At 58.0% G+C, this 25935-nt stretch carries 19 protein-coding genes; 6 read left to right on the forward strand and 13 right to left on the reverse strand.

The window, feature by feature from the left end; all coding sequences use genetic code 11:
• The first annotated feature begins 9 nt into the window (after nt 1-9).
• Nucleotides 10-561, forward strand: coding sequence for a dTDP-4-dehydrorhamnose 3,5-epimerase (gene rfbC / locus NKH54_RS11675; RefSeq protein ID WP_023730072.1), 552 nt, complete (start codon nt 10-12; stop codon nt 559-561).
• On the opposite strand, the gene NKH54_RS11680 is transcribed toward rfbC, so the two are convergent.
• From NKH54_RS11680 to NKH54_RS11700, 5 genes are all read right to left on the reverse strand, one after another.
• Nucleotides 556-1872, reverse strand: a complete 1317-nt coding sequence (locus NKH54_RS11680; protein WP_353028258.1) for a DUF4910 domain-containing protein — start codon at nt 1870-1872, stop codon at nt 556-558. The two genes, rfbC and NKH54_RS11680, sit on opposite strands and share 6 nt — an antisense overlap.
• A 5-nt stretch (nt 1873-1877) precedes the next feature.
• Nucleotides 1878-2939: an NAD-dependent epimerase/dehydratase family protein gene (locus tag NKH54_RS11685; protein ID WP_023730074.1), complete on the reverse strand. Its 1062-nt coding sequence runs from the start codon at nt 2937-2939 to the stop codon at nt 1878-1880.
• 200 nt (nt 2940-3139) lie between these two features.
• Complete coding sequence (locus NKH54_RS11690; RefSeq protein ID WP_353028260.1) at nt 3140-4474, reverse strand: glycoside hydrolase family 140 protein; 1335 nt, start codon at nt 4472-4474, stop codon at nt 3140-3142.
• Nucleotides 4475-4507: 33 nt separating this feature from the next.
• Nucleotides 4508-5938 carry a DUF4214 domain-containing protein gene (locus NKH54_RS11695; protein ID WP_023730075.1) on the reverse strand — a complete coding sequence of 477 codons (1431 nt, stop codon included), beginning with the start codon at nt 5936-5938 and terminating at the stop codon, nt 4508-4510.
• Between the two features lie 240 nt (nt 5939-6178).
• Nucleotides 6179-7249, reverse strand: coding sequence for an acyltransferase family protein (locus NKH54_RS11700; protein ID WP_023730076.1), 1071 nt, complete (start codon nt 7247-7249; stop codon nt 6179-6181).
• 286 nt (nt 7250-7535) lie between these two features.
• On the opposite strand from NKH54_RS11700, the gene NKH54_RS11705 reads away from it, so the two are divergent.
• Complete coding sequence (locus NKH54_RS11705; protein ID WP_353028261.1) at nt 7536-8993, forward strand: oligosaccharide flippase family protein; 1458 nt, start codon at nt 7536-7538, stop codon at nt 8991-8993.
• Nucleotides 8994-9059: 66 nt separating this feature from the next.
• Here the strand turns inward: NKH54_RS11705 and NKH54_RS11710 are convergent, their stop codons facing one another.
• The 4 genes from NKH54_RS11710 to NKH54_RS11725 form a co-directional block, all read right to left on the reverse strand.
• A complete protein-coding gene (locus NKH54_RS11710; protein ID WP_353028262.1) occupies nt 9060-9989 on the reverse strand; it encodes a glycosyltransferase family 8 protein in 930 nt (309 codons plus the stop codon).
• A gap of 80 nt (nt 9990-10069) precedes the next feature.
• Nucleotides 10070-11050, reverse strand: coding sequence for a glycosyltransferase family 2 protein (locus tag NKH54_RS11715; protein ID WP_353028263.1), 981 nt, complete (start codon nt 11048-11050; stop codon nt 10070-10072).
• A gap of 96 nt (nt 11051-11146) precedes the next feature.
• Nucleotides 11147-12460, reverse strand: coding sequence for a polysaccharide pyruvyl transferase family protein (locus tag NKH54_RS11720; RefSeq protein WP_353028264.1), 1314 nt, complete (start codon nt 12458-12460; stop codon nt 11147-11149).
• A 259-nt stretch (nt 12461-12719) separates the two neighbouring features.
• Entirely contained in the window at nt 12720-13985 is a 1266-nt protein-coding gene (locus tag NKH54_RS11725) for a glycosyltransferase family 4 protein (RefSeq protein ID WP_023730081.1), read from the reverse strand.
• A 190-nt stretch (nt 13986-14175) separates the two neighbouring features.
• Between NKH54_RS11725 and NKH54_RS11730 the strand changes: the two genes are divergently transcribed.
• Nucleotides 14176-15315: a glycosyltransferase family 4 protein gene (locus tag NKH54_RS11730; RefSeq protein ID WP_353028265.1), complete on the forward strand. Its 1140-nt coding sequence runs from the start codon at nt 14176-14178 to the stop codon at nt 15313-15315.
• Here the strand turns inward: NKH54_RS11730 and NKH54_RS11735 are convergent.
• On the reverse strand, nt 15300-16529 hold the full coding sequence (locus NKH54_RS11735; protein WP_353028266.1) for a glycosyltransferase: 1230 nt from the start codon (nt 16527-16529) through the stop codon (nt 15300-15302). The genes NKH54_RS11730 and NKH54_RS11735 overlap by 16 nt on opposite strands.
• A gap of 257 nt (nt 16530-16786) precedes the next feature.
• On the opposite strand from NKH54_RS11735, the gene NKH54_RS11740 reads away from it, so the two are divergent.
• Entirely contained in the window at nt 16787-17659 is an 873-nt protein-coding gene (locus NKH54_RS11740) for a glycosyltransferase family 2 protein (RefSeq protein WP_023730084.1), read from the forward strand.
• A gap of 14 nt (nt 17660-17673) precedes the next feature.
• The gene (locus tag NKH54_RS11745; protein WP_084569915.1) at nt 17674-18984 is read left to right on the forward strand and encodes a polysaccharide biosynthesis/export family protein; all 1311 of its coding nucleotides are present in this window, start codon (nt 17674-17676) and stop codon (nt 18982-18984) included.
• A gap of 568 nt (nt 18985-19552) precedes the next feature.
• On the opposite strand, the gene NKH54_RS11750 is transcribed toward NKH54_RS11745, so the two are convergent.
• The 3 genes from NKH54_RS11750 to NKH54_RS11760 all read right to left on the reverse strand — a co-directional run bounded on the left by NKH54_RS11750 (nt 19553) and on the right by NKH54_RS11760 (nt 22879).
• Nucleotides 19553-20356 carry a sugar transferase gene (locus tag NKH54_RS11750; RefSeq protein WP_353028267.1) on the reverse strand — a complete coding sequence of 268 codons (804 nt, stop codon included), beginning with the start codon at nt 20354-20356 and terminating at the stop codon, nt 19553-19555.
• A gap of 150 nt (nt 20357-20506) precedes the next feature.
• A complete protein-coding gene (locus tag NKH54_RS11755) occupies nt 20507-22363 on the reverse strand; it encodes a GumC family protein (RefSeq protein WP_353028268.1) in 1857 nt (618 codons plus the stop codon).
• Between the two features lie 177 nt (nt 22364-22540).
• Nucleotides 22541-22879 carry a hypothetical protein gene (locus tag NKH54_RS11760; RefSeq protein WP_353028269.1) on the reverse strand — a complete coding sequence of 113 codons (339 nt, stop codon included), beginning with the start codon at nt 22877-22879 and terminating at the stop codon, nt 22541-22543.
• Between the two features lie 725 nt (nt 22880-23604).
• Here NKH54_RS11760 and NKH54_RS11765 point away from each other — a divergent pair.
• On the forward strand, nt 23605-25872 hold the full coding sequence (locus NKH54_RS11765; RefSeq protein ID WP_502907515.1) for an AGE family epimerase/isomerase: 2268 nt from the start codon (nt 23605-23607) through the stop codon (nt 25870-25872).
• Nucleotides 25873-25935 lie beyond the last annotated feature (63 nt).

The following is a 25935-nucleotide window of genomic DNA, read 5'->3' on the forward strand; positions in this document are numbered from 1 at the left end:
ATCCAAGGCATGCAGTTTACCGAAACGGGGCTTCAAGGTGTCTGGCTGATTGAACCTACACCGATGGTTGATGACCGTGGTTTTTTCACCCGTCTTTTCTGCGAAAAGGAGATGGCTGATTGCGGTCTCGCGACCCGCTTTGTCCAGCACAGCCGGTCCTGTTCGGTCAAAAAGGGAACTCTCAGGGGGTTACACTACCAAGAGGAGCCCTACGCCGAGGTCAAGCTGGTCTCCTGTGTCCGCGGCGCGATTTTTGACGTCGTCGTGGACCTGCGTCCGAATTCGCCCACACGCCACAAGTGGCTTGGCTTCGAGCTGACGTCCGAAAACATGAAGCAGGTCTATATCCCTGCCGGATTCGCCCACGGCCTGCAGACCCTTACAGATGGCACCGAAGTCTCGTATCTCATATCGCAGTTCTATACGCCCAACGCGTCGACGGGCGTCCACTACAATGACCCGACCTTTTCGATCCGCTGGCCATTGATGCCGACAGCAATGTCGGAAAGGGACAAGACCTGGCCCCTTGTCAGACGACGAACCGACGCATCGGTCTCATGAGGCTGCTGACAAAAGGCCATGTTCCGATAGTAGTCTCGCGGAGGCCGCCAGTTCCTTGAACGGCAAGTTCGAACGCTCCGCCATGGAGAGAAGCGAATGCTGCCCGTCGGCGAGGTTTAGCACCCATAGCAGCGAGATCGAGGTTGCGCCCGACGACTTCTGCCCTCCCACTGCTGCATAAAGGCCGCGCTTGCCGAGTTGCGGTTCCCCCTTCGGCAAAAGGTTCAACGGCGTCCAGTCCTCTTCGACGATATCGATTACGTCCGTGAGAACGCGGAAGGAATCCTCGAGATGCTCCGGCCTGATGAAGTCAAGATTGTCGGCCGACGTATGGTATTCGGGAAATGTGCCGTGGACGCTCCGCTGGAACATGCCGACCGGAAGATTGAAGCCAGGCGAACAGTATTGCCTCTCGTCATAGCCATAAGGCGAGAAATCCATCAACTTTGCCCCCGCTTGTCGCCCAAGCACGTGTGCCATGGCGCGATCGATAAAGGCATCACCGCGGCGGCTGCGCTTGTATACCGGGCTTCCTGCGTCACCAACGCATGACAGCACCAGACCGTGGTCGATGAGACATGTCCGGTTCTCGTTGCGCGACAGCCAGGCAAGCGCACCGATCGTGCCCGGGGCGAATAGGAAACGATAGCTGTATCGTGTGCTCCTTCCCTTAAGACTTCTCGCGAGCGCCGCCAGCACGGCCAGGCTCGAACAGTTGTCGTTGGCGAGTGAGGGATGGCAAATGTGCGCTGAAAACAGGAATTCCCGTTCTGTTTGCCCGCGGTGCAGGTATTCCCCGTAGGTGAGGCTTCCGTCTTTGAGTTCGGCATCGATCTCCACCCGATACAGACCGTCCGGCATGTTGGCCACACGGTCATGGGCGGCGCAGAAGCCCCAGGTCGGGGTGTAGTAGGAGGTGCGGTAGGGAATCACCTGCGGCTGTTCGGGCAGCGTATGGATATGTGGCCTCAATTCGTCGAGCCGCAGGATCCCCTTGAAGGGCAAGCTGTAGTTGACAATGTGCAGGTTGGAGTCCGCAAAATCGACCACCGTTTGTCCGTCCGGGCCTGTGATGCTTGCCGAGCGGATGTTCCATTCCTTGGGGATGGTCCAATCGAAAACCTGCGTCCCTGTCGGCACTTCGTGCCGTTCCAAGTCGATGTGCCCTGACATTACGTCCAGCGTTTGTCGCACGCCGTCTCCGCTAATGCTCCTGCAGATCGGAAACAGACGTTGGACCAGGGCATAGATTTCGTCACCGACGCCGGTTGGCGGCGGCGAGCTGAGCCCCTCGGGGTTCACCTGTTTCATCCGGCTTATCCGGCCGCCGCCTCCAATGTCTTAGAGGCTCCAGCGACCCGCATCCGCTGGTCCAGGAGTCCACTGGCCAGGAGATGTCTGATGTGACCTATACGCTGGAAGCGAGGCCCTTCGAATTCCTCGAGGGTGACATTCGACTTTCGGTAGGCATGGTAGAGCTGCACGGCCCCTTGGCGCGCATCCCATTGCGGTTTGGAAGCAGGAAGTACAAGCGCGATCTTGTCGAAGTTGACGCGATAGGAGCGCTTGTCGGGTCCGGCATCGGACGCGAACTCAAGCCGGCAATCCGGTACGACCTCGGCGACAATCTCGGCGATGTCCCGGATCCTGTAGTTGTGGTCCGTGCGTCCCACATTGAAGGCCTCGTTGTGAATGGTCTCGCGGGGCGCTTCCAGCCCGGCAATAAACGCCCTGGAAATGTCCTCGATGTGAACGATCGGCCGCCACGGCGTTCCATCGGACTTCAGCAGGATGACGCCCTTGGTGACTGCCCAGGCGACGAGATTGTTCAGCACGATATCGAAGCGGAGACGGGGAGAGAGGCCGTAGGCCGTGGCGGGGCGGAAATAGGTGGGAGAGAAGCTGCTGTCAGCCAGTTCGGAAATATCCCGTTCGGAAAGCACCTTGGACCAGCCGTAAGGCGTGACCGGATTCAGCTCGCCCGTTTCGTCGACCATTCCGTCGCCCGCCTGTCCGTAATTGCTGCACGATGAGGCAAACAGGAAGCGCGACACGCCGGCGTCCTTGGCCGCCTTCGCGAAGCCGACGCTGCCCTTATGGTTGATTTCGTAGGTGATGTCCGGATCAAGGTCGGAGAGCGGATCATTGGAAAGAGCGGCAAGGTGTATGACGGCATCGAACCCTTCTAGGTCGCGCGGGTGCACGTCCCTGACATCCTTTTGGATCCACGCGATTGAAGCCCGCTCGCCCCCCGCTGCAAAGGTGCAGCGCCGGTAGAGATCGCTGTCATAGCCCGTCACCGAATGCCCGGCACGCAGCAGCATCGGCACCATCACCGAGCCGATATAGCCTTGATGGCCGGTTACCATGACTTTCATCGCGCACCTCTTCTCAAGCCGATAGTGATCGCCAGGAAGCTACTTGGCCTTGAAGGAATGGGGGAGAACGCCAATGGACGACCAGCATGCCCTGTTCGAGGAAGCGTCGCCGCCGCCTACCGCTTTTACAGTGGGGCTCGTCTACACCTTCCGGAGGAGTTGGCGCAGCCTACCTTTGGGTTGCCGCACGCCGTCCGCGTTCATTGGCTTTGCGCCACGGGGCTTTGTGGTATGAGTTCCAAAATCCAGTCCCTATATCCACGGCTGTTGAGTTCCTGCGGCTTGAAACCTGTTCGCTGCGCCTTGAGGGGCGAGCCTTCGACTTCCGTCACTTCCCCGCTCGTGGGATCGCGCCAGAGGGCGCGGACAGAAGTCGCCGAAATCCGAGCAAGGTTTACGGTGATGGCGTCATTGGTGGGCATGTAGACGACGGCATAGGAGCCGTCCCCTGCTGTGGCGGCGACTGCTCTGCCCATGTCATTGCCCATGCCATCGACCAGCAATCTGTTCTTGTTGTCAGGTTCAAGAAGCCACCACTTTCTCGACGAAAAGAAAGCGAAAAGAACCTCCATGCTTTTTGCGCCGGGACTGTCGAGAGCCTCCTTCCACCCCATGGTTGGCCGAAACAGGCCAGGCCCCTCGAAATGCCAAATTGGGTTGTTGCCGTAGAGGTGGCCAAAAGCGCCCGAGAGGATCGCCTGGTAGGCCTGAATTCGGATTCGATACTCATCGGCGCCGTATTCGAATTCGTAGGCGGTCTCCATAAGGAAGAAGGGCATGCCCCTGCTGAGATTGTACTCCCTGATCGCGGACGTATAGACCGGGCCGTATGTGAAGACGTTGTTTACCTTAAGCCATGGTTCGCGGCCCCAGAAATCGAGCGGCACCGTATCGGAACCGCCGTGCACAGTGCTGAGGGCATCGGGATCCTCTTCCATGATGCCCTTGGCAAGAGCCCTGACGAGATCCTTGTCAGCAGGGTCGTAGTCGCCGCCATTAACCCACATGATGTTGTCGAAGTGCCGGTAGCGCCGCCCGATAAAGTGGCCGAAGGTGTTAAGCCTACCTCCTCCCGCCGCGGACATTTCCTGATACCAACCATCTGTGCCACCACCATATCCAAGATATGCCGGAGCGAGCAGCACCAGGAATCCAAGGTCGCATGCCTTCTGCAGAATGCGGTCGGCATGAGCAAAATACGCGTCGTTGGGAGCAACGAAATCGCCGTTGTCGGTGAACGGCTTCGCGCCATATGCGTTCGCAGGCGCGTTTCGGGAGAACCGGTGTTCGAGAAGGTTGACCAGCACGGTGTTGAACCCGCGCGCCTTGCGGTCTTCCAGGTAAAGATTCGCGTCCTCTTCAGTCAGGTCGCCGATCAGCGACCATGGCGAGTCGCCTTGCATGAAGAACGGATGGCCGTCCCTATCGACCGGGTAGCGCTTTCCAGGTTCGACGCGAAGCGGGAATTTTGCTCCGATCTCGCTTCCGCAGGCCAGGCTTCCCGTCGCCACAGCGACCAGAAGGGCGCCAGCCAAGAAAAGACGCTGTGCACACCGTGCTGACATCGTTCACCCCGGGTTCGGCACAACGGACACTTCCCGAATGGCAGCGTGTTTGGCATTGAACTCGCTTGAGTTGATGATGCCCAAGGCCACGTCTTCACGTCTCATGGTCCCGGCACGCAATTGCCGGGCATAGGTTTCCATCCCATAGTCATCGGCGGGACGGTCCAGCAGCAGCAGGTAAAGAAAACTGATATAGGCGCGGTCGGTCAGGCCGATCGTGGCATATCTGGTCTCGAAATCGTCCGTGCGCATCATCTCTATGATTATGCCTGCGAGTGTGCTCTCCCCGCTCTCGAGCGCTGCCGACCACCGATCCAAGCTGGCACCGTCACTCTCGTGTCGAAGTACGAGGCAGTAAGCGAAGGCTGCCTGCCTGACATATTCGGACTTGTTTGCGGCTGTGCTCTCGGGATCGCACTCGCGGTTAGGCTTGGGCAGCGGCTGCGGGCCCCGTGTGAAGTCACGAACCGTCTTGTAGGCAGGCTTTGGCTCGCCGATCCTCCATTTGCCGTCGGAAGCCGCGATGAGCCGCACTAGGCCCATATTGGCTTCGAAGCTGGGTGCCCAGTAGGTTTCATCGAACAGTTCGTAGATTTGCGCAGACTCGACCTTGTACTTCTCGCCGAGTTGGCGAAGGCGCGCCATCGTCTGCTTGATGCCGTCGGCCTGCTGCCGCTCGCTGCGCTGACTGCCATAGGGATTGTTGAATTCTGTCACCCATATCGGCTTGCCGTAGCCTGATATTTCGCGGAAAGCCCATTCCGGATCATCGCCATACATGTGCCAGACCGAGATGTCCCAAACGATCCCGTCCTCTTTCATCCGCGCGAACGCGCCTGTGTGGCCCCATCCGGCGGTGCCGATCGCCTTGCGGATGCCGGGATCGGCCCGTGTCATCCCTTCCGACAGGCCCTTTAGCGCGGCACTCACCTTGACCCAGCGCGGGCCATAGTAGTCTAGCGCTCCCGTTCCCGCCCCAGGCCCCCATCCACATGGATACTTAGAACCGTCGTCGCGGTTCTCGCACGGCTTTATGATGGCAAAGTTCTCTAGCTCGTTGCCAAGTTCCCAAACGCGGATATCGGCCTTGAACCTTGTGCCGAGGGCAATCGCCAATTTCCTAGTCTTGGCATGGATCTCGTCTGGACTGTCCTTGTCCAGATCGATGGCCGGCGTGAGGACCGGCAGGATCTCGATCCCCCTTGCCTTTCCGGCGCCCACGAGTTCGGCAAGCACATTTGCGTCGTCCTCGCCCGTCACGTTGACCCTGTAAGACTTCAGACCAAGGTCCTTGATGAAATCCAGTTGCTTTTCAATGGCGATGCCCGGATAGGCAGTTATTGGATGGCCATTCACGCCCCATAGGACGTCGGCGCAAGCGGGCGCGGCTGTCGCCACCAGGAAAACCGCGGCGGCTTTGAAACGAAAGGTCATGGCAAGACTCGCCTCCCGGTGAAAAATCCAGGCTCGATAGTCGGGAGGGCCACCGCTTGGCGCAATCTGCCAATAGGGGTGAACGGAGGCTTCGCCCTACCCCTTTCGGAGGTCGATGCCTACCCTTGCGAAACGGTTCTAGGTCGCGTCTGCCCTGTCGTTCCGTTGGCCTGCGGATAACCTGACATTCCTTGCGGCCCGATCCGCCGCTATACACGATCATAACGCCAGTGACCCGACTCACAATGATACATTTTTTGCCTCTAGAAGCCCGCGCCCTGGCTGGCGGCTCGTGAGCTTGCGGACGAAGTGAAGAGTTGGCCTTTCCACAAAAATGTGTGCCACTACACCGACAATAAGGCATAAGAATACAACTGCGGGAACGAAGCCGACTTGTGACATTCCTCCGACAAATGTCGACTTGATCAGCCAACCATATGCGATCATGACAAATACATGGGTCAAATAGAGCGCATAAGATGCATCACCGAGCAGGACTGCTGCACGTCCAGCTTTCGAGTGCGGTAGCTTGAGCTTCAGAAATGCAGCCACTATCACAGCTGCCGGAAAACCCCACACGACGAGCCGAAAAGCTTCGGACATGGAACCAGTCTGGTCCGCAAATATGGGACCAACAACAATGACTAGAAGCGCGAGAACGCTCAGCGCGATCGGGACGTTCCAATTCTTGGCGGAAGAAAACAACAAAGCCAGAGCAATACCAAAACAAAATTCCAGCACTAACGGACTGCAAATGAAAACCGAGAAGGTCGAATCCCGAATTAAGTGGCCCACCAGGATCCCGCCCAGCATAATGCAAACCGTCGAGATCGAGGTTCGGAGCTTTTTCCTAAAATTTAGGCAAACCGCAAAAATTATGTAGAAATATAGCTCGTACGAAAGAGTCCATGCAACATATACTAACTTGTCGCCCGGGAGAATAAATATGGAATTTATCAGCGTGTACGAATCAACATGTTTGTTCTTCAGGAACCCTATTGTGCACATCGCCACGATGGCAGCGCTGCAAATCCAATATAACGGGAATATGCGCGTTAAACGCTTGACGAAGAAACGTGACGGAGATTCCGAAGACCGGCTGGGCGGAAAACTCACGTACACCATGATAAATCCGCTGATTACAAAGAACAGATCTACTCCCGCTCCTCCAAATGAGCGCGTCCACGCGGGGCTGAACCGCCCAACGCCCGATCCATCCGACATGTCGAGCGTGTGGCGAAAGATGACGCCAAAAGCGGCGATGGCGCGAAGTAGTTGAAGTCCATATATGTCGCGATTTTGTTGGTCCATCACGTTCCGCCGGATTCAGAACAATATGGAGCACCCTAGGTGCCTCCTGTGGTAATTCCAACGCATACCTCCGGTGGATAAGGTTAGGACTTTTTTGCGCCCGGTTTTAACCAGCCCGATCAAACTGACTGATGGGCGGCGCGGCCAGAGCACTCGATGGTCTGTCTTTCTGCTACCACTTTAGTCGGTGGTCCATCCCTAGCCTATTGGACGTCCTGACCTTCCACCCTGTTTAAAGGACTATCCATGGTGGCGCACGCGGCCGCGCCGCCGGGAAAGGACATCTATGCTTTCGGTCAAACGCGCACTGTTGATGAGCGTGGGGGAACGCTACGTCTTGCTCGTGATGAACTTTATCAGTGCAGCCTTCATCTCCCGTATTTTGACGCCCCAGGAGATCGGCGTATCGGTGATCGGCATGGCCATTTTGGCGATAGCCCTGTCCATAAGGGAGTTCTCCAGTTCGAGCTTCCTCATCCAGCGCAAGGAACTGAGCCGCGAGGATATTCGCGGCGCTTTTACAGTGACGTTCATCCTCACCGGCTCCATTGCCGCCGCCCTCGTCGCCGCTTCACCATTTCTCGCCTCGTTTTACAACGAGCCGAACCTCGTTCCCTATTTCAGGGTCATCTCTGTCTGCCTCTTCGTCGACGCCTCGTTCACCTTGATAACCGCTCTCTTGCGGAGGGAAATGCGGTTCGGCAAGATCGCAGCGATCGACATAGCGGGAGCCGTGACAAACTGTGCAGCGACGATTGGACTGGCATTGGCAGGCTTCAGCTACATGAGCTTCGCTTGGGCTTGGCTGATCGGCAGTGGTATTGCAGCGGGCCTCGCCTTCGCGCTCTGCCCCCATTTCTGGATGTTCAGGCCATCCCTGGCCAACTGGCGCGGGATGATCTCATTCGGGGGATACAACGGTGCTATCGCAATACTTTTCCGCATGTTTGACGCCCTTCCGCTGCTCCTCCTGGGCCGCTTCGTGTCGCCGAATGCAGCAGCCCTGTTCAGCAGGACGCTCTGGATCGGGCAGATACCCGACAAGCTAGTCATCGGAGGTGCGATAGCGGTCGTACTGCCCGCCTTCTCGGCCGAGGCCAGGCAAGGCAGGGATTTGAAACGTCCATATCTTTCCGCCCTTTCCCTTATCACCGCGCTTCACTGGCCGGCGCTCCTGGTGCTGTCGGTTCTGGCGTACCCGACCGTCGACATCGTGCTCGGTCACCAGTGGACCGAGGTCGCGCCGCTGGTCCAAATCGTCGCGATCGCGCTGCTTTTTTCCTTCAGTTTCGAACTCAATTACCCGGTAATGGTAGCCATGGGAGCGATCCGCGACTTGTTCATCCGGGCGCTGATCGTCTTCCCGTTTTCAGGCATTCTCCTCTCCCTGGCCATTGTCTTCGGCGGATTGCAGGCAGCGGCCTGGTGCCTGTTGATGACCGTTCCGTTCCAGGCATATCTTGCCCTCAGCTTCGTGCGACGCAGGCTGGGACTGAGCCGCAGGGACATCGCCGCGGCGTTGTGGAAAAGCGCCGTCGTCGCTTTTGCGAGCGCGGTCCCACCCCTGGCAGCCATCGGGGTATCCGGTTCCGGATTCTATCTTTCCACCATGGAAGCCATCATAGCGGGATGCTTGGCGTTGGGGGGATGGGCAGCCGGATTGATCATCACGCGACATCCTCTCCTTAACGAGATCATCAAGATTTCCCCTGCACTCCGACGTGCGCGGGTTTCAGTGGGTTGATCGGCAGCTCCCGGCACGCGAGACGCAGTCTCGCCACCCGGGTACTGCCGATAGGGACGGAACACATCATACTGCCAGAAATTGGTCAATCAGCCGCGAAATCTTGTTTCGCTCGGCACTCCTACGCACTCGATTGGCCCAGTACGGCAAGGTCAAATAGGGCGGCGGAATCTCCAGACCGAGTTCCCCGCACTCACGCGCAATGCGGCCGAGCACGGACCGCTCCTTGCTGTCGATACGGTGCGCGCTCGCCGGGAGGAATTTTTCCGGTCCCGTGTAGTGCCGGATCAATGCCCGATCCCAATAACTCGTCTGGAATGCCGACTTCTGCACATTGAATTCCACAGGCAGCGTCTCCCACCTCCGATTGGCGGCAATGTTCAAGGCGCATTGGTCGATGTGGATGCATGACCCGTTCCAATAGGGACAAAACTCCGCATGTGTCTGGATGAGGGAATCGTAGCGTTCAGGAATTCCCGAGCAAATCCATCGGGAGACGTTCAGGATAATCAGCCCGGAGTTGAAGTAGCGCCGCTCCAGCCCGTGCTTTTCGCAATTTTCGAAAAATGCGGGATTGTCGAAACCCGTGGATATGGACAAGTCAGGCACGGCCGCCAGAGGTTGTGTTTTCGGGGCGGCATCTGCCAGATCAAGGGGCCGCATGACGAGCGTATCATTGTCAAGGTAGCAGACGACATCATGTTCGCCCGAAACCGTGGCGATGGCTTCGATTTTTTCATATGCCGTCGATGTTATATGGCCATGACCGGGCAAACCCCGGCCGGCGGTTGAAAGGGTGTGGGTCGCCAGACGATGGCCCCTCGCCTGGAGCACCCCGAGCACCGCCGGTGGTGGAGCCGAGCGGAATCCGGATTGAACGATATGGATGTCTATCTCTCGCGCATGGCTCAACCCCAATGCCACGGCGCTGGCATAGGTCAGGTCGTCGCGCCTGCCGTCGGTCAGGTAAATGACACCGATGCGCTTTCCGGTCATGGGTTATCCTCCGCGCGGATGAAACGGGGCTTTACGACCCGAAGTGTGCTCTGGGACGGGGCTACCTGCCTGCTGCGTCGCTACCAATGTCGGCTCCACGCCTCCGCAAGGCGCGATCGGATGTGGGCTACTGGATTAGGCAGACGGACCAAGTAGTCGATCGGCGGGACGTAGGCCAGGCTGGGCGAGAGTTCCGTCGCAAACCGCAGGAGATCAAAACCAGCTGCCCGCTGGCCGCGGGCGATGTGCGATAGACCAGACCAGTATGCCCGCTTGCCGAGGTTTCGATAGACGCTTCGCCGTAGGTGTTCCGCCCCAGGCATGCAGGCTGCTTCGTGCGAAAAGAAGCTATCGAATGTGAGCTTCTTCTCGACAATGTCGCGCTTGAAGTCTTGCCAGAACACCGCCGACAGATTCGCGCCGTGCACCCTCCTTATTCCATGGATCGCGTTTGTTACCGCCGCCCTGCGATTGAGCGAAAGCCGCAAGAACATCTCCAAGTCCTCGCTGTAGGCTATCTCCGACCTGAAATGGCCGACCCGTTTGAGATCGGAGGTTCTGATGAGCGCTGCGCCACCCCCGAAAAGAACCTTGCTTGGAAGGGACCGCTCCAAAGCGAACGATTCCGTCAACAGAAATCGCCAGTCGCCGACGCCCGAATTCTCCACGACCGGGAAGGGTGACGCCTCATGCCAAACCAACTCGGCTCCGCACGCAAAGGAAACGTCGTGTTCTTTTTCGAGGACCGAGAGGGCGCGCTGAAAACCACCCTCAACAAGAAGATCGTCGGCACAAACTATGGCAAAATACTTCGATCCAGCCCAGTCTACACCTTCGTTGCACGATGCATGCAGGCCGAGATTTCTCTCACGTGCGATGACTTTTATGCGCTTGTCCCGCTTGGCCAGACTCTTTGCAACGTCGACACTGTCATCTGTGGAAGCATTGTCGACGATCAGAATCCTGATGTCTTCCACCTGCTGCCGCACGATACTTGCGACAGCCTGGGGCAAGTAGCGCCCGTAGCAGAAATTTGGAATCACAATGTCGATCAGTGGCATGGATCAGCCTTCGCAAAGTTGTTGGGCCTAGAAACTTCTCGAGACGGTAACCTAATTCGGTTTGCATCCGCGGATCCGTGCCTCGCCCATGCGGACTCAGGTCAACATCACTGGGCGAGACACTGCACGGGCAAACACCTGTGTTCGCAGGAGAACTTCCTGATCCTCAAGCTGTTGCCTGTATCGCAGTACGGTTTCGCGCACCTGCCGCGCTCGCAATTCCTTTTCCGCCAGGAGTGCATCCAGCCGCGACTCGAGCCATTCTACGCTGAAGGTTTCTACGCTGGTGCAAAAGTCCGACAGACCGGTATCGGCCGCAAGAGCATCATGCTTTTCGAGGTATCCCAGAGATATGACTGGAAGACCCACCCGCAGGGCACAGACGACATTGTGAAATCGAGTCGCGACGACAACGTCGGTCATCTGCATTTGCGCCATAACGTCATGAAGCGATGCAGACCGGGTGTAGACGACTCCTGCCAAATCAGCATCAGATAGGAGGCCCCGAAGTTGTTCGATGACATCGACCACCGCCACCTCGTCATTGTCCTGGCCGAGGATAAGTCGAACGGCAAAGCCCCGCATCACGATGCGTGCGACAAACTCCCCGAGCTTGGAAATATATGCGTTGTAGATCAATGCGCTTCCGCCCGTGCGGCCTCGGTAGTTCATGACGCCCACGCCAACGACGGTGGCTGCCGATATCTCGCGCTCGACCGGTGGAACTGCGAGGCCAAAAGCAAGATCGGGGAAAGTCCGATCGCTTGCGACATTGACGCCGAGGGATCGGACGAAATCGCGCGAAATTCCGTCCCGAAACGAACGGTATGATGCGCAGCGCGCGGCCCAGGCAAAGAACACACGACTGAGGGGATGGTAAGCAGGCCCGGCTCCAATGCTCGCAAATGCGACCACGCAGCCACGCAACCTCGCCATCAGCAACCATTTGGCAAAAAGGTAGGGCATGCCAAATGGTGTGTCGCCGAAATCATCGAACGCACCGGTTCCGGGTAGCAGGACGGCATGAAAGCCACGGAGCTTGAGAAAGGCTCGGACCGGTCCCAACATCTTGTACGGAGCCCGACCCAGGGTGCGGTTCGCCCGATTGAGCCAACGCGCCTTGATATCTGGCCGCGTCAGCTTGATGGTTTCTATCCCGAAGACTTTCTTGACGGATTCGGGCGATGTGCAGATTACAGCAAGCTCAGCTTCGGGGCAGATTCGCCGAAGCGTGCCAATCATCGCCTCGAGCGAACCGTCATTGCCAAAATTTCCAACACCGAACTGCCCTATTAGAGCGATCCGCAATCGCCTGCCACTCGTTGCAGTTGGATGCCCCGTGCTGTCCTTGGCGCGATGATGCTCGTAGGGTTCAAGCACGGTTCCAACTTGCGCATTCTGAGACTGCATAACGAAGCGTTCGCTCTCAATTTTCGATAACAGAAGTTCAGGCGTTAATTCGGTCTTTGCGATCGGTTTCGATCGCCAACACCCTAGAATCATACCCTCGTTTCCGCGCTTCAACTTATGGGTTGCGAGACACCCCTTTTTGGCTGAGGCGTTGCTTCTGGGAGAGACCTCCTCTGAGAGCAACGCCAATTTCCTCCGACTTGGAAGGATCCAGAAAGGTTGACTTCTTCAGAGGGGCTTGTTCCAAGATCGCAACCGTTCAACTGTCGAATTCTCCGAAATCAGCATCGACCTGAACCATCAGCTCGAGGTATTTCCAGGCGATCCACCGCCAGGAATAGCTATGAGCCCTGCGGTGTCCCTTGGTCACAAACCCCTCCCGCAGGCTAGGATCCGTCATCAGGCGGCGGATGGCTTCGGCCCATGCATTGACATCGTCGGGGTCGGCGTAGAGCGCCGAATCCTCGCATATTTCGGGCAGACACGGCGAGGTTGAGGCCACGACGGGGCAGCCCGATGCCATCGCTTCTACGGCGGGCAGGCCAAAGCCCTCGATCCGAGAGGGGAACAGGAAGCACAGGGCACCTTCGAGCGCCTTCTTGAAATCGTCGTCAGCGATCCGCCCAAGAAGAACGATGTTTGCTGGCAGTTGTTGGACGTGGCGCAGGATCGTGGTCTCGTCGACGTCGCCGGGCATCCAGAGGTCGAGGCCCATCCCGTCGAGAACCGGGGCGAGTCTGGCAAGAAGCTCCATGTTCTTGTATTCTAGATCATTCCTGCCAAGGCAAAGGACATATGGCCTACCCCTGTCGACGGCCAGTGACGATTTCCTGGCATCCCACCTCTTAGCATGGTCGCTGCCGTTGTAGGTGACAACGATATTTTCCTCTCGTGCTATCCCGAATTTGATGAGGTGACTCCGCGCCAGTTGCGAGACCGTTGTGATGCGAGCAGCGCGCCTGCCGAGCGCTGGAAGAAGGAGGCGGTGTGCCCAGCGGAAGCCGCGCGCATAGCTCGACGGCATCAGCCTGGTGTGCATGTCATGGATGCATGCGATCTGTCGCCTCAGCATGACGGGAGCGAGGTTGCAGAAACTCAGCAATCCCCCGGGCACGTGCCAGGGCAACTGCGCCTGCACCCAAAATTGCGGAAGTCGTGGCCTGTTGAATTCCGGAACGATCCGTACGCTGATGGAATTGAGGGGAAAGGGTTCGGCAAGCGGAAGTGGGATCACAAGATCGATTTCCAGATCGCGACCAAGAGGATGCCCTTCCGAAATAAGGGCGTCGAGAGCCATGGTCACCTCGCGAGCATAACGGGCTACTCCGTTATGGCGAAGCGTCGTGAAGTCTCCGTTTATCGTCCAGCGCCGCCTCGCCCCCTCTTGATCCGCCGACCTTTGCTCAGATTTTCCGACCAGGTATTTGGAGTCTTCGCCAAGCGATCCTGCCAACAGCTTTCCGGCGTGACCATTCAACTGCGTTGGTGACGGCGATTCCGTCGCCTCGAATTCGAAATTCCCCATATCCCTCTCCGGTCCACCCACACCCGTGCTCAGATTAACATTGTCGGCGGTGCAAGGCCCCCAAACGTTTGAGGTAGGTATTGCGCCGCCCTCGCCTAGCCGGATGACCCCCTCTCCACCGAGATGACCTAATGGCCGTAGTGACCGCGCACGTTTCGCCGCTCAAACTGAACGTCTCAAAGGTAATGGCATGGCACGACGCTGGACGATCAACGGGCGCTTTCTTTCCCAGGCGACAACGGGCGTCCAACGTTATGCGCGTGAGGTCGTCCGTTCGCTGGACAATTTGATTCAAGAGCGGGTGCCACTCGCTCGCGACCTTCACGTCCAGCTGCTCTGTCCACCTGGATCCGCGAACTTCCCCCTCTTTTCCGTCGAACGCCGCGAAATCGGCGGCGCGGTCGGGCATGTTTGGGAACAGGCGCGACTTCCCTTCGCTCTCGAGGGCGGCGGTCTGCTCAGCCTCTGCAATACCGGACCGCTGCTTTCCCGTAAGCACATCGTTTGCATTCATGACGCAAACGTCTGGAATGCGCCACAGAGCTATTCCCGTGCCTTCAGGAACTTCTACAGAACGTTGTTGCCATACCTCGGCAAGACGGCATGGGGCATTTCGACCGTTTCCGATTACTCGCTGGGCGAGCTGGTCCGCCGCGGTGTCATCCCCGCGCAACGGGCCTTCGTAGCCCCCAACGGCCATGAGCATGCCTTGCGATGGGCGCCTGAACACTCGATCAGGACACGACTGGCGGCATCGCCGGAAACCATCGTCATGATCGGCAGTGCCGCACCTCATAAGAATATGAGACTTGTCCTGAACATGGCTGACCGCCTTGCTGAAGCGGGGCTCAGGATCGCGATCGTTGGGATCTCTGATACGCGGGTTTACAGGTCAGGTGCAACCAGCGCCAACGCCCAGAACATCCATTGGCTCGGGCGCATTGCCGATGGCGAGTTGGCCGCCCTTCTCGCGGACTCGTTATGCCTGGCTTTCCCCTCCCTCACGGAGGGCTTCGGCCTTCCCGCGCTAGAGGCAATGGCCATCGGCTGTCCTGTGGTGGTTTCCGACCGCGCCAGCCTGCCTGAAGTCTGCGGCAATGCAGCGCTGTTTGCATCCCCTGACGACCAGGACGCATGGTTCAACAGTTTCGTGCAGCTTCGCAGTTCTCGATCCCTGCGGGGGCAGATGATAAGCAAGGGTAGGGCGAGAGCCGCGGCATACAGCTGGAGGGCGACGGGCCTGCGTTATCTCGAGGCGATGGCGGCCGCAGACGGCGTCGACATGGAAATAAAAAGTCGTCAGGGCTCGCGAATTCACATGATCTCGTGAAGGACCTGGACGGCGCGCACCGATTCCAGGATAGCGCTGTCGAAGTTCTCCTCAGAAAAGCGTCCGGCATTCTTGGCGCAGGCGCTGGGCGCTATGGCATGGCTGTTTTGTTCGAATCGTTCGACAGCCTGCTTGAGGTGATCGACGGTCTGGGCCTTGAACAGTACGCCTGTCGGCTCGTGGGATGATCCCAGGCGTTGCACTATATCAACCGCCCCGCCACGGCCGAATGCGATCAGCGGCGTTCCACAGGCTTGCGCTTCGGCCAACGCAATGCCGAAGTCCTCGCAGCCAGCGAAGACCATGGCCTTTGCCCGCGCCAGCGTATCAACGTATTCTTTGCGGGGTAGGAAGCCGGAAAACGTGATGTTGGACCCAGCCAGCGATCGCAAGCTGGCGGATTGCTGTCCTTCGCCAACGACAACCAGCCGCCGCGACGGCATTTCGTTGAAGGCCCTGATGACCAGGTCGGTGCGCTTGTACGGGGCCAGGAAAGATGCCGAGACGTAGTAGTCATCCTTGTCCTCCACACATGGCAGTTCCGCCAGAGAGACGGGCGGGAAAACGACTCGTGCGTCCCGCCCGTAGATGTGCTGGATCCGGGAGCGGACATAATTCGAATTCGCCAGCATCAGGTCAGGACCATGCGCGGTCCTGGTATCCCACGTCCTCAGCCGGTGCAGCATGTAACGATAGAGCATTCCCTTGGGACCGAAGCCCAGATTTCCCTGCTGAAGATACGAGAACTGCTCGTCCCAGGCATAGCGGACTGGGCTGTGCACGTAACATAGATGCGGCTGATCCGGCCTCGTGATCACGCCGCGCGAAAATGCGGCCGAAGATGAGATGACCGCGTCGTAACCTGTCACATCGAACTGCTCGATCAGGAAGGGACAAAAGAAGAAGAGAGACCGGTAGAATTTCCGCACCATGGGGATACGGTTGGCCGCCGACGTATGGAATTCCACGTCCCTGAAATATTGCTCCTTAACCTCCGCGGGCAAGAAATCGAAAAGCGTGAAGACTTCGGCGTTCGGAAACTGCTTGCAGATTTGCGCTAGAACCCGCTCTCCTCCCCGGAAATTTGGGCACCAGTCGTGGACGACCGCTATTCTTGCGTATTTGTCGACGCTCCCGAGCGCGGGCGGCAACTTCTCGATTGGCAAATTGACCTTGGCGGCGATTGCCAGGTCGGAAGAACGTTCCTGGAGCATGGTTCCCCTCTTGCCTCAAGCCAGCAATCCTCATCCCGACAGTCTCCTTTCCATGTCACGGCTCCTGCAAGTTGTCCGATCGGTTACAGATTGCCCGGGGCGCGGGACGGCCTAATGCTTATGGTTGTGGGACTTGCACCCGGAATACGCCAAAAGCCTATGTTCTGAGGTAGACCACGGTTGTCCCTAGTCTTTTATGCAGGCTGTCCAGGTCTGTTCGCCGTTGTAGCGTCGGGAACGCCGAACATGGACCAGGCATGAGACTCGCAGTGATTATCCCAACCCTTGGCCGCCCCGGGCAGGTCGCGCGCCTGCTTGGCTATTTGCGTGGCCAGCAGAGACTTCCCGACGAAGTCATATTGTCGGCGCCCGACGCGACGCATGTCGAATTGCCGGGAGACTGCTCCTTTCCTGTATCGTGTGTTTTCGGGCCGAAGGGGTTGGCCGCCCAGCGGAACACGGCTCTTGCACCGTCGCTGGCGCGTTTCGACATCATCACGTTCTTCGACGACGATTTCGTCCCATCGGCCGAATACCTGAAGCAGATCGAAGAAGCTTTTATGGCAAATGACGGATGGGCGGTGGTGATGGGCAGGGTCGTCAGAGATGGGGCCACCAATGCTGGCCTCACCTGGGAAGATGCCGAAGCCGCTTTGCGGGCAGCCGAGGGCATCAGAGATGTTGGACCCTCTGTGGTTGACCATGTGGGTGCATACGGATGCAACATGTCCCTCCGTTCCTCGCTTGTGGGTGATTTGCGTTTCGACGAGCGCCTCGTGCTATATGGCTGGCAGGAAGACATCGACTTCACCAGCCAAATGAGATCCAAAGGGCGTGTCGTCTGCGTGACCTCGATCACGGGAGTCCATCTAGGTATCAAGACAGGTCGCGTCAGCGGAACCCGATTAGGCTACTCCCAGGTTGCGAATGCGATCTATCTGATCAGGAAGGGGTCCGTGCCGGCCTCTTTCGCGCTTCCCCTTATGCTCAGGAATATTGCGGCCAACGTGGCAAATAGCCCTTGGCCCGAGCCGTATGTCGACCGACGGGGCAGGCTCAGGGGTAACCTGCTCGCCATCTTGCACGCGGCCATTGGACGAATCGAACCCGAGTACATCTTGAAACTTTGACGACGGGAAAGACAATGCGCAGATGGTTTTTGACGATGGCGTCTGCTTCACTCGCTGCGGCGACCGCCGGCCTCCAGCCTTCGGCGGCCGCCGAGTATCTCCTCGGACCTCAAGACAAGGTCAGGCTCAAGGTTTATGAATGGCGAGCATCACGTGATGTGATTTTCGAATGGACGTCTCTCAACGACGCTTTCGTGGTGGGCGCCGACGGGACCCTGTTCCTTCCGTTTGTCGGGCAGATACGCGCGCAGGGCACCGCTCCCGGTGATCTCGCACGCGCCATCGGCGATCGGTTGATGCAGAAGATGGGTCTCGGCCGCCAGCCGGATGTCGCCGTCGAGATCGTGCAGTACAGACCGTTTTACATCGTCGGCAATGTCAAGGCCCCTGGGGAATTTCCTTATCGGCCCGGGCTGACCGTGCTGCAGGCGGTGGGGATCGCGGGCGGTTTGCCAATACGCGAGGACGACATATCGAGGCTCGGGCGGGAAGTCATCTCGGGCCAGGGCGAGGTGGGCCTACTGGCGCTGAACAACGTCAGCCTTCTTGGCCGCAAGGCGCGCCTTGAGGCCGAACTGGCCAGCAGCGACGAAATCTCTTTTCCTGCGGAATTAAAGGTTAGGGCTTCCAACCAAACAGTCGCGTCGACAATGGACCAGGAGCGGAGGATTTTTGCCATCCGCAAGGATGCGCTGACCACACAGCTCCGCTCGCTGAACGATCTCAGAGAGTTTCTGGAAAAGGAACTGGACTCCCTTGGGCAGCAACTGACGTTCCACGACAAACAGATCGAGTTGGTTCAGAAGGAACTCGCGAGCGTTTCGACGCTTGTCGCGAAGGGGCTGGCAGTTGCACCGCGCGAGCTTTCCCTGGAGGGGACGGTTGCGCAAATGCAGGGGGACAGACTGGCTGCCGAGACCTCGCTCTTGCGCGTGAGGCAGGAGATTAGCAAGACGGACATAGAGATTCTCGACCTCGGCAACCGTCATGCCAGTGAAGTCGCTGAAAGTTTGCGGGAGACGCAGATGCAGCTCAATGAAGTAACCAGCAAAGCCGATACCGCGGTGCAGTTGCTCCACGAAACCGAGATAGCAGTCCCCGCCTTGCTCGCCCTCAGGCAACGCTCCGAAAGTGCCAAGCCTGTCTTCAAGATCGTTAGGACGACGGATAGCAGCACTGCGGAACTCCCGGCCGAGGAAACGACACCAATCGAACCCGGCGACACAGTGAAAGTCGAGATCCCGTCGCCGGAGTCAGGTTTGGCTATCCTCCCGGCAGGCGGTGGCCTTCAGGCCGAAACGGTCCCGATCCAGGGCATCAATTGATCAAGTCTCCGATTGCGCCAGGTCTACTGATCCGGCTCGCTGATCAAATCAACCCCGAAACCAATGCTCGACGCTCCCGATCGCGGACGCATGATGGCATGAGGTATTGGGCACTGTAACCTTGGCTCGCCGAAACCGTTCCCGAACAAGAGGCAGAGGCAAGGCTCAACCCATAAGCTGACCATCTACGCAATGCCATCCGGCCACTTGCCATGATCTTTGAGGCCGCATATCAGTGAGCACCCTGGGCCCTGAGGCCCCGGACGGAACCCTCTGCCGCAGTGAGCTGATCCGTCCTGCGGGTGCCCTGGAGATTTCGGTGCTCATGACTATAATAGCCCTAGCGGCTGCAGGCGTTCTGATGGGGCTGTGGTTCAAGGCTCCCGCCCTTATCGCGGCGACCGCACTGCTCCTCATTGGAAGCTTCGCCTGGAACGGATTTGGATTTCCGGGCCATGTGACCGTCTTGAAATTCCTGATCCTGGCATTTGTATTGGCAGGCGCATACACAGTAGGGCTGTTTCTCTCCGTCCGTTGGACGCAAACCGGGGGGTGATATGTCCGGACTTCAGCAAGCCCTGTCGAAGCGCATCACCGCGAAGACAGTCCTGAACAGGATCACGATGTCGAACCAGACCGACCAGTTCCGAACATACTGGCTATCCAGCGCTACGCGCGTGGCATAATCCACGCTGCTTCTTCCGCTCACCTGCCACAAACCGGTCAGTCCCGGCCTCATGCGAAGATATTCACCTACGTGGTCGCCGTAACGCTCGAGTTCCTCCTTCACGATGGGCCTTGGCCCCACGCAGCTCATATCGCCGCGAATGATGTTATAGAGCTGTGGGAGTTCATCGAGGCTCGACTTTCGCAGCATTCGCCCGAGGAATGTCACGCGGGGGTCGTCCTTTATCTTGTGGGTCTTCTCCCACTCCATTCTCATATGAGGATTGGCTTCGAGATAGGCTTTCAGAACGTCTTCCGAATCGGCGACCATCGAACGGAATTTGTAGCAATTGAACGGCTTCCCGCCGAAGCCGACCCGGCTGTGCGAGAACACCGCCGGGCCTCCTGTCGTCATCCTGATTAACATAGCAACGACGATCATCACCGGCGCGGCCCCGACAAGCGCCGTGACCGCTATAATCAAATCGAGCATTCGCTTCAAGAGACCTCCGACAGGAGGATTAGTCGAGCCTGCCCTAAGGGTGGGCGGCAGATCCATCCACAACGCCCCGCCATTTTCATGGTCTGGGGCGGAAACAACATGCATGACCGGCCGGTTGTCGACTGCCATCGGCATCGATGGCTGGCCCCAAATCGGGGGCGCGAGATGTGACTGCTTCTCTAAGGCGTTTGTCATGACGATCATTGTTTTGATTTGCTCGACTCTGACACTTTCCCAATCTCGGAGGCTGTCGGCAAGAAAGGCAAAGGAGGTAGCGCCACACTCTCCCCACACTACCACTAATGCCGAGGAGTGACCCTCTCGCTTTGCCAGCAGTCGAAGGCGGTCCCCCTGTCAAGCCTTGTGGTGAATGGATGTCATCGCCCGAGCGTTCGCCAGAAGCGCACCAAGCACATGCGTCCTGCTGGCCTGCAACGTCCGGACCAGTTCGCGCAGCGTCTCGACGTGTGTCTTGCCCCATTCGGCAACGATGACGACACCGTCCAGAACGGATCCGACAATCAGTTCGTCGGCTCCCGAGGCTAGTGTCGGCAGATCAACGATGACGACGTCATAGGCGGCAAGTTCGCAATTGGCGAGATCAAAAGCTGTAAGCTCCGAGAGGAATGCCTCCATATTGCGTGGGATCAACAGATTTCCGCCGTCCACCACCGAACTGGGAAGCATGTCGAACGGCCGCCCAGGAGCGCGCACGATATTGAGTCGAATTGGGTCCTGGCTCTGTTTGTCGTACGCAATCGAACGGCCTAGCAGCCGCATGGTCGTGGCCGACCGGCGAACATCGGCGTCGATCACCAATGTCTTCAGGCCCGACATCGAGTAAAGCGTGGCGAGATTGCTGGCGACGGAGCTCTTGGGGCTGGCGTTGGACACGGCAGTTAACCCGAGGAATTTGACTTGATGGTTGGTCTCCGCAAGGCTGATTTCGGTCCGTGCTTTCCTGAGGCACTGGCTGTATCGTGAGTGGGGACGTCTTTGCACCTCGTCAACGTGACTGGAACCCATCCGCCTGCTCGTCAACGGCAACTCTCCGATGCATTCGATACCCAGGTTATCCCGGATGTGTCGTGGCGATCGGATGGTCCAATCGAGCATCTGCCTCACAAGCGAAACCCCGATGCCGAAAATGGTTCCGGCGATCGCGGCAAAGGCGAGCACCAGTTTCGGCCTTGGAGCGCTCGGAAAAAGCGGCGCTGTCGCGGCCGTGATCACCCTCGCGTCGGCGACCGGATACGATTGCTGGCTGACCGAATTGGTGTAGGCCTGGAGGAAGCTTTCGTACATCTTCTGATAGGTTTCGGCGGTCACCTCGAGCTCTTCAAGCGTCGGCACAGCGTTGACCCCGTCAATCGAATTGCCTTCTTCGCTTTTGGCTTCGTTGACGACGCTGTAGTCGTGCCGAGAACGGAATTCCTGAGCCTTCGCCATCGCCGCGTTCATCTGAGCACGAAGCTGCTGAAGACGCTTCTCGAGCCACGCGCCACCTTCTCTTGCGCCGTCAGCCTTGGTTTCGATCTGTTCACGCACAAAGGCATCGGCGGTGGCGTTCGCAATATTGGATGCACCCTCGGGATCAACAGACGTGAATGAAATGTCTATCGCGTAGGAAACACCGACCCTGCGGATATCGAGGCTGTCGCGGAAGGTCGCCATTGTGCGCCGGAATTTTTGGTAGTCGGTCAGTGACGGGGTGGGTTCTGGCATGCCGAAGCCGAAATAATCCAAGAGCGACGTGACCCTGGTGCTTTTCTGGACTCCGAAAGCCTCAACCAGGACGGTTTTTAGCTTTCTGAATCTCTCCGCTAAGATCGGAGCGTGTGGACGATTGAAGTTGGGGTCTTCCACGAGTTTCAGCTGGTCGATGACCATCGCGGCTATTTTTTCCGACTGCATTACCGCGATCTGGCTTTCCACCTGCGCGGTGTCCAATGATAGATTTACTTCTCCGCCCTCCTGTAGATGTTGGGGCAATTTCGGCTCGATCAGGATCTGCGCGCTGGCGGTAAAAACCGGATCGGTGGTCGAGTTGTAGAACCACGCTACCAAGAGCGCGATGCCAAGGCAGGCAATGATCGTTGCGACGTAACGCGTCAAAAACCTTGTTATATCAGCGAGGCCGATAAACTCCTGGGCTACCGAAACCTGCTGGTTCGTTGTAGTCGGCCATTGGTGCGGCAACATTCGGTCCATTCAACTTCTCCTGCAGCCGTGCGGGAATTCGAGCGCGCCCGCCGTCCTGACACAGGCGAAGCATGATGTCCGGCCGATTTCTGCATTAAAAGCTGAGGCCCCGCGAAACAGATTGCGGCAAAAGACTACGCCGGCGGGAGGGAAGGTAAAATGCCGCCAATTGGCGTAGGGGCTACGTCATATGGGAAGGAGGATGCACTGCAGTTCCGCTCGCGTCTTTGAGAGAAATGACATCTGCTGTTCCAACGAGACCTGCCGTCTGCGGTTCAACATCACGCTGCGTGTGAGGGTATCAATCCTCGCGGACATGCTTTCGAGGTTTTCGCCGTTTTCCATCGCCTGCAGAGAGAACGCGGCGCAGTCCGTCATCGTTTTCCCTAATGGATGAAGGTGCGTCGCTTCCCGGACGACTTCGACCTGAATGTCTTCAAGAAGGCAAACTAGGCGTCCGAAACGCCTTTCGTCGACATATCCGACATATTCGCGGAACGGCAACCTGAATGCAGTAAACAGCATCTTGCAGCCCAGCCTTGATTCAGCGCCCGAGTCGGACGCACGCTCCAGAATACAAAGCCTCCGCGCTTGGGCGCGATACATCCTTTTGGCCGTCGATTGGCATAGCCTATTGGATGACGGCATGCGAATCTGGGCCTCAGGGCCTACCCGAATTCCTGACGAAGCCGGCGACCGACAGCGTGCTAAGGGTTTCGATTATTCTCGCGGCGCAATTTTCGGAGCGGAACGTGCCCTTCAAAAAAGTTAGCCAAGTCAGACCGAATAGCGTTCGTCTCCGCAATCAATGCTCTCATCGATCTCACCGGTTCGCGGGAACACGTGTGCTGATTCAAGACTCGATCTCATGGCCGCGCAGGCGCTTGGCATGGGGTTTGGCTTCGTGATTGCTAACTGGGCTGGGGGTCGAGCGTCGTCACGGGCCATCACTTTGGCAGCCGACTCATGGTCGTCAACATGGCGCCTGATCGGCGCTGTGTGTTCAGAGGTCGGAGTGGCGTTTTCTGCCAATGCCTGCTTCGCCGAATTCGCTGTCAATTCTCAACCGGTGACCATGGTCACGGCTTCGTGCCGATTCCTGTTGCGAAGCTCCGTCTCGTTGAAACGACCGTGCGAGATGTTCGATGCTCTCAATCTGCTTCCGCGCAAAAATCAAGAGGTCGGGAGCCTGTAGCCAGGCATTTCTGAGAAGGAACTGGATCGTGGCATACAAGCTGGTGAGTTTTGTCATGAGTGGGGGCGTGGGCGCGCGCCTGTGGCCGCTCTCGCGGGAAGACAATCCCAAGCAATTCCACGACCTTTCGGGCGACGGGTCAATGCTCGCAAAGACTGTCCGGCGTCTCAAGGCGCGGCCCGAGAATCAGACACCGATCTACTTGATAGCTTCCGAACGACATGCCGATCGAGTCATCTCAGACGTCGCTTCGCTCGGCCTGAACGGCGGCAGACCGATTTTCGAGCCTATCGGTCGCAATACCGCCGCGGCGGTCGCCATAGCCACCCTGCAGACGATCTCGGAACATGGCGGCGACGCTCTTGTGCTCGTGGTCCCCTCCGACCATGAGATATCGACCGAAGCGCAATTCTGGGACACCGTCGAGTCGGGCGTTTCTGCCGCCGATTCAGGAAGCATCGTTGTCTTCGGCATCAAGCCAACGCATCCCGAAACCGGATATGGCTACATCGAGGTTGCAGCAAACGACGATCGGGTGGCTGCGGTTTCGCGCTTCGTCGAGAAGCCAAATGCCGAGACAGCGCGCGGATACGTGTCGTCAGGACGATTCTACTGGAACGCAGGCATTTTCCTGTTTCGCGCTGACGCGATGCGGCGGGCATTTCTGGATTTCCAACCGGACATCTGGAACACTGCGGAGCGGGCACACAAGACCGCGCGGGTCGACCTCTCCGGTATCTATCTGCCCCAGGGCTTTTACTCGGCCGTTCCCTCCACTTCAATCGACTATGCGGTCATGGAGCATGCACGCGATATCGCGATGGTTACGGCTTCCTTTCGCTGGAACGACCTTGGATCGTGGCAATCGCTGCTCGAAGCCAGCCCGACGGACGGGGACGGCAATGTCGTCATGGGCGACGTCGTCGCCATGAATTGCGACACTTCCTACCTTAGAAGCCAAGGAAGGCTGCTAACGGTCGTCGGAATGAAGGGGGTGGCGGTAGTGGCGACACCGGATGCGGTATTCGTCGCCCCCGTCAGCCACAGCCAGGACGTGAAGATGGTCGTAGAGCAGCTTGAAAAGAGCGGACGGCTCGAGACGAAGTACACGGCATCAGAAGACCGGGTCATCATCAGCGGTTCGTGGCGCAAACGGGTCGAACATTGGCTCTTCAATGAGACCCTGCCGCTGTGGTCCACCGCGGGGGTCGATGATGTGTACGGGGGCTTTCACGAGGCTCTCGGTTTAGACACGAGGCCTTTGGGCAGGCCCAAACGCATGCGGACGATGGCTCGCCAGATCTACGCTTTTGCTGTGGCCAAGGAACGCGGATGGGCCGGACCGGCCGACAAACTGATCAACCATGGCATCGACTTCATTGCGAAACATGGGCGTACCAACCGCGGCGGCTGGGTGCGCACGTTAAACGCCAATGGCACCGTGGCTGACCCTGCGGAGGACGCGTACGATCATTCCTGCTTACTCCTAGCGCTTTCCCACGCTCACCGATGCGGCCATCCCGACGCCTTGCAACTGGCAAATGAGACATTTCACTTCATTGACACCCATCTCGAAGACCATTGTCTGAACGGCTTTCTGGAGACCTCCGGCTCGAATGGTATGCGATTTTCGAACCCTCACATGCACATGCTGGAAGCCTTCCTTGCCTGGCATGGCGTTACTGGCGACCGGACATATCTGCGTCGGGCCGCACGCGTCGTTGATCTCTTCCGCTGCCATTTCTTCGATCAGGAGAGCTGGACTGTAGGAGAAAATTTCGACGTCGACTGGCTGCCTTTGCCTGGAGAAAGCGGACAACGGACCGAACCTGGCCACCATTTCGAATGGGCCTCACTCCTCATCGATTTCGCACAAGCAAGTGGGCAAAAAGATTTGGCCAATTACGCACGAAAGCTCTATTCGTCAGCGATCGCCAGCGGATTGAATCGTGCAACCGGTCTGGCTTATGCGGCTGTGTCGCGGCAAGGAATGCCCATCGACCGGCTGTCCCGCAGTTGGCCACAATGTGAGGCCGTCAAAGCTGCCATTGCCTTGGACAAGATGGGCGGCCCTGATCTAAAACCAGAGATCGAAGCTCGTGTCGCCCGCCTCTTTCGATGGCATATTGATCCCGCGCCTCTTGGCTTGTGGATCGACAGGATTGACGAGCGCGGAAGGTCACAGGCAACGGAGGTTCCCGCTAGCATATTCTATCACTTGGTAACGGCGCTGATGCAGTATCTGGACAAGACCGAAGGCCAAATCGAACCTTTCCGGCTGTCAGCTTTGGACGAGGGCAAGAGCGTCCTGGCGCGAGCTTAGTGCCACACCTGTGCGACTTTTCGTCATCATCAGGCCAGGATTGGGGAAACTTCGACCGAGGCA

This window comes from Mesorhizobium sp. M1004, from assembly GCF_040318795.1.
Taxonomy (GTDB): Bacteria; Pseudomonadota; Alphaproteobacteria; order Rhizobiales; family Rhizobiaceae; genus Mesorhizobium.

Coding starts and splice junctions, on each gene's coding strand:
- rfbC (WP_023730072.1), top strand. CDS start 10: ATGCAGTTTACCGAAACGGGGCTTCAAGGTGTCTGGCTGATTGAACCT.
- NKH54_RS11680 (WP_353028258.1), bottom strand. CDS start 1,872: ATGAAACAGGTGAACCCCGAGGGGCTCAGCTCGCCGCCGCCAACCGGC.
- NKH54_RS11685 (WP_023730074.1), bottom strand. CDS start 2,939: ATGAAAGTCATGGTAACCGGCCATCAAGGCTATATCGGCTCGGTGATG.
- NKH54_RS11695 (WP_023730075.1), bottom strand. CDS start 5,938: ATGACCTTTCGTTTCAAAGCCGCCGCGGTTTTCCTGGTGGCGACAGCC.
- NKH54_RS11700 (WP_023730076.1), bottom strand. CDS start 7,249: ATGGACCAACAAAATCGCGACATATATGGACTTCAACTACTTCGCGCC.
- NKH54_RS11705 (WP_353028261.1), top strand. CDS start 7,536: ATGCTTTCGGTCAAACGCGCACTGTTGATGAGCGTGGGGGAACGCTAC.
- NKH54_RS11710 (WP_353028262.1), bottom strand. CDS start 9,989: ATGACCGGAAAGCGCATCGGTGTCATTTACCTGACCGACGGCAGGCGC.
- NKH54_RS11715 (WP_353028263.1), bottom strand. CDS start 11,050: ATGCCACTGATCGACATTGTGATTCCAAATTTCTGCTACGGGCGCTAC.
- NKH54_RS11720 (WP_353028264.1), bottom strand. CDS start 12,460: ATGCAGTCTCAGAATGCGCAAGTTGGAACCGTGCTTGAACCCTACGAG.
- NKH54_RS11725 (WP_023730081.1), bottom strand. CDS start 13,985: ATGGGGAATTTCGAATTCGAGGCGACGGAATCGCCGTCACCAACGCAG.
- NKH54_RS11730 (WP_353028265.1), top strand. CDS start 14,176: ATGGCACGACGCTGGACGATCAACGGGCGCTTTCTTTCCCAGGCGACA.
- NKH54_RS11735 (WP_353028266.1), bottom strand. CDS start 16,529: ATGCTCCAGGAACGTTCTTCCGACCTGGCAATCGCCGCCAAGGTCAAT.
- NKH54_RS11740 (WP_023730084.1), top strand. CDS start 16,787: ATGAGACTCGCAGTGATTATCCCAACCCTTGGCCGCCCCGGGCAGGTC.
- NKH54_RS11745 (WP_084569915.1), top strand. CDS start 17,674: ATGCGCAGATGGTTTTTGACGATGGCGTCTGCTTCACTCGCTGCGGCG.
- NKH54_RS11750 (WP_353028267.1), bottom strand. CDS start 20,356: ATGATCGTCATGACAAACGCCTTAGAGAAGCAGTCACATCTCGCGCCC.
- NKH54_RS11755 (WP_353028268.1), bottom strand. CDS start 22,363: ATGGACCGAATGTTGCCGCACCAATGGCCGACTACAACGAACCAGCAG.
- NKH54_RS11760 (WP_353028269.1), bottom strand. CDS start 22,879: ATGCTGTTTACTGCATTCAGGTTGCCGTTCCGCGAATATGTCGGATAT.
- NKH54_RS11765 (WP_502907515.1), top strand. CDS start 23,605: ATGAGTGGGGGCGTGGGCGCGCGCCTGTGGCCGCTCTCGCGGGAAGAC.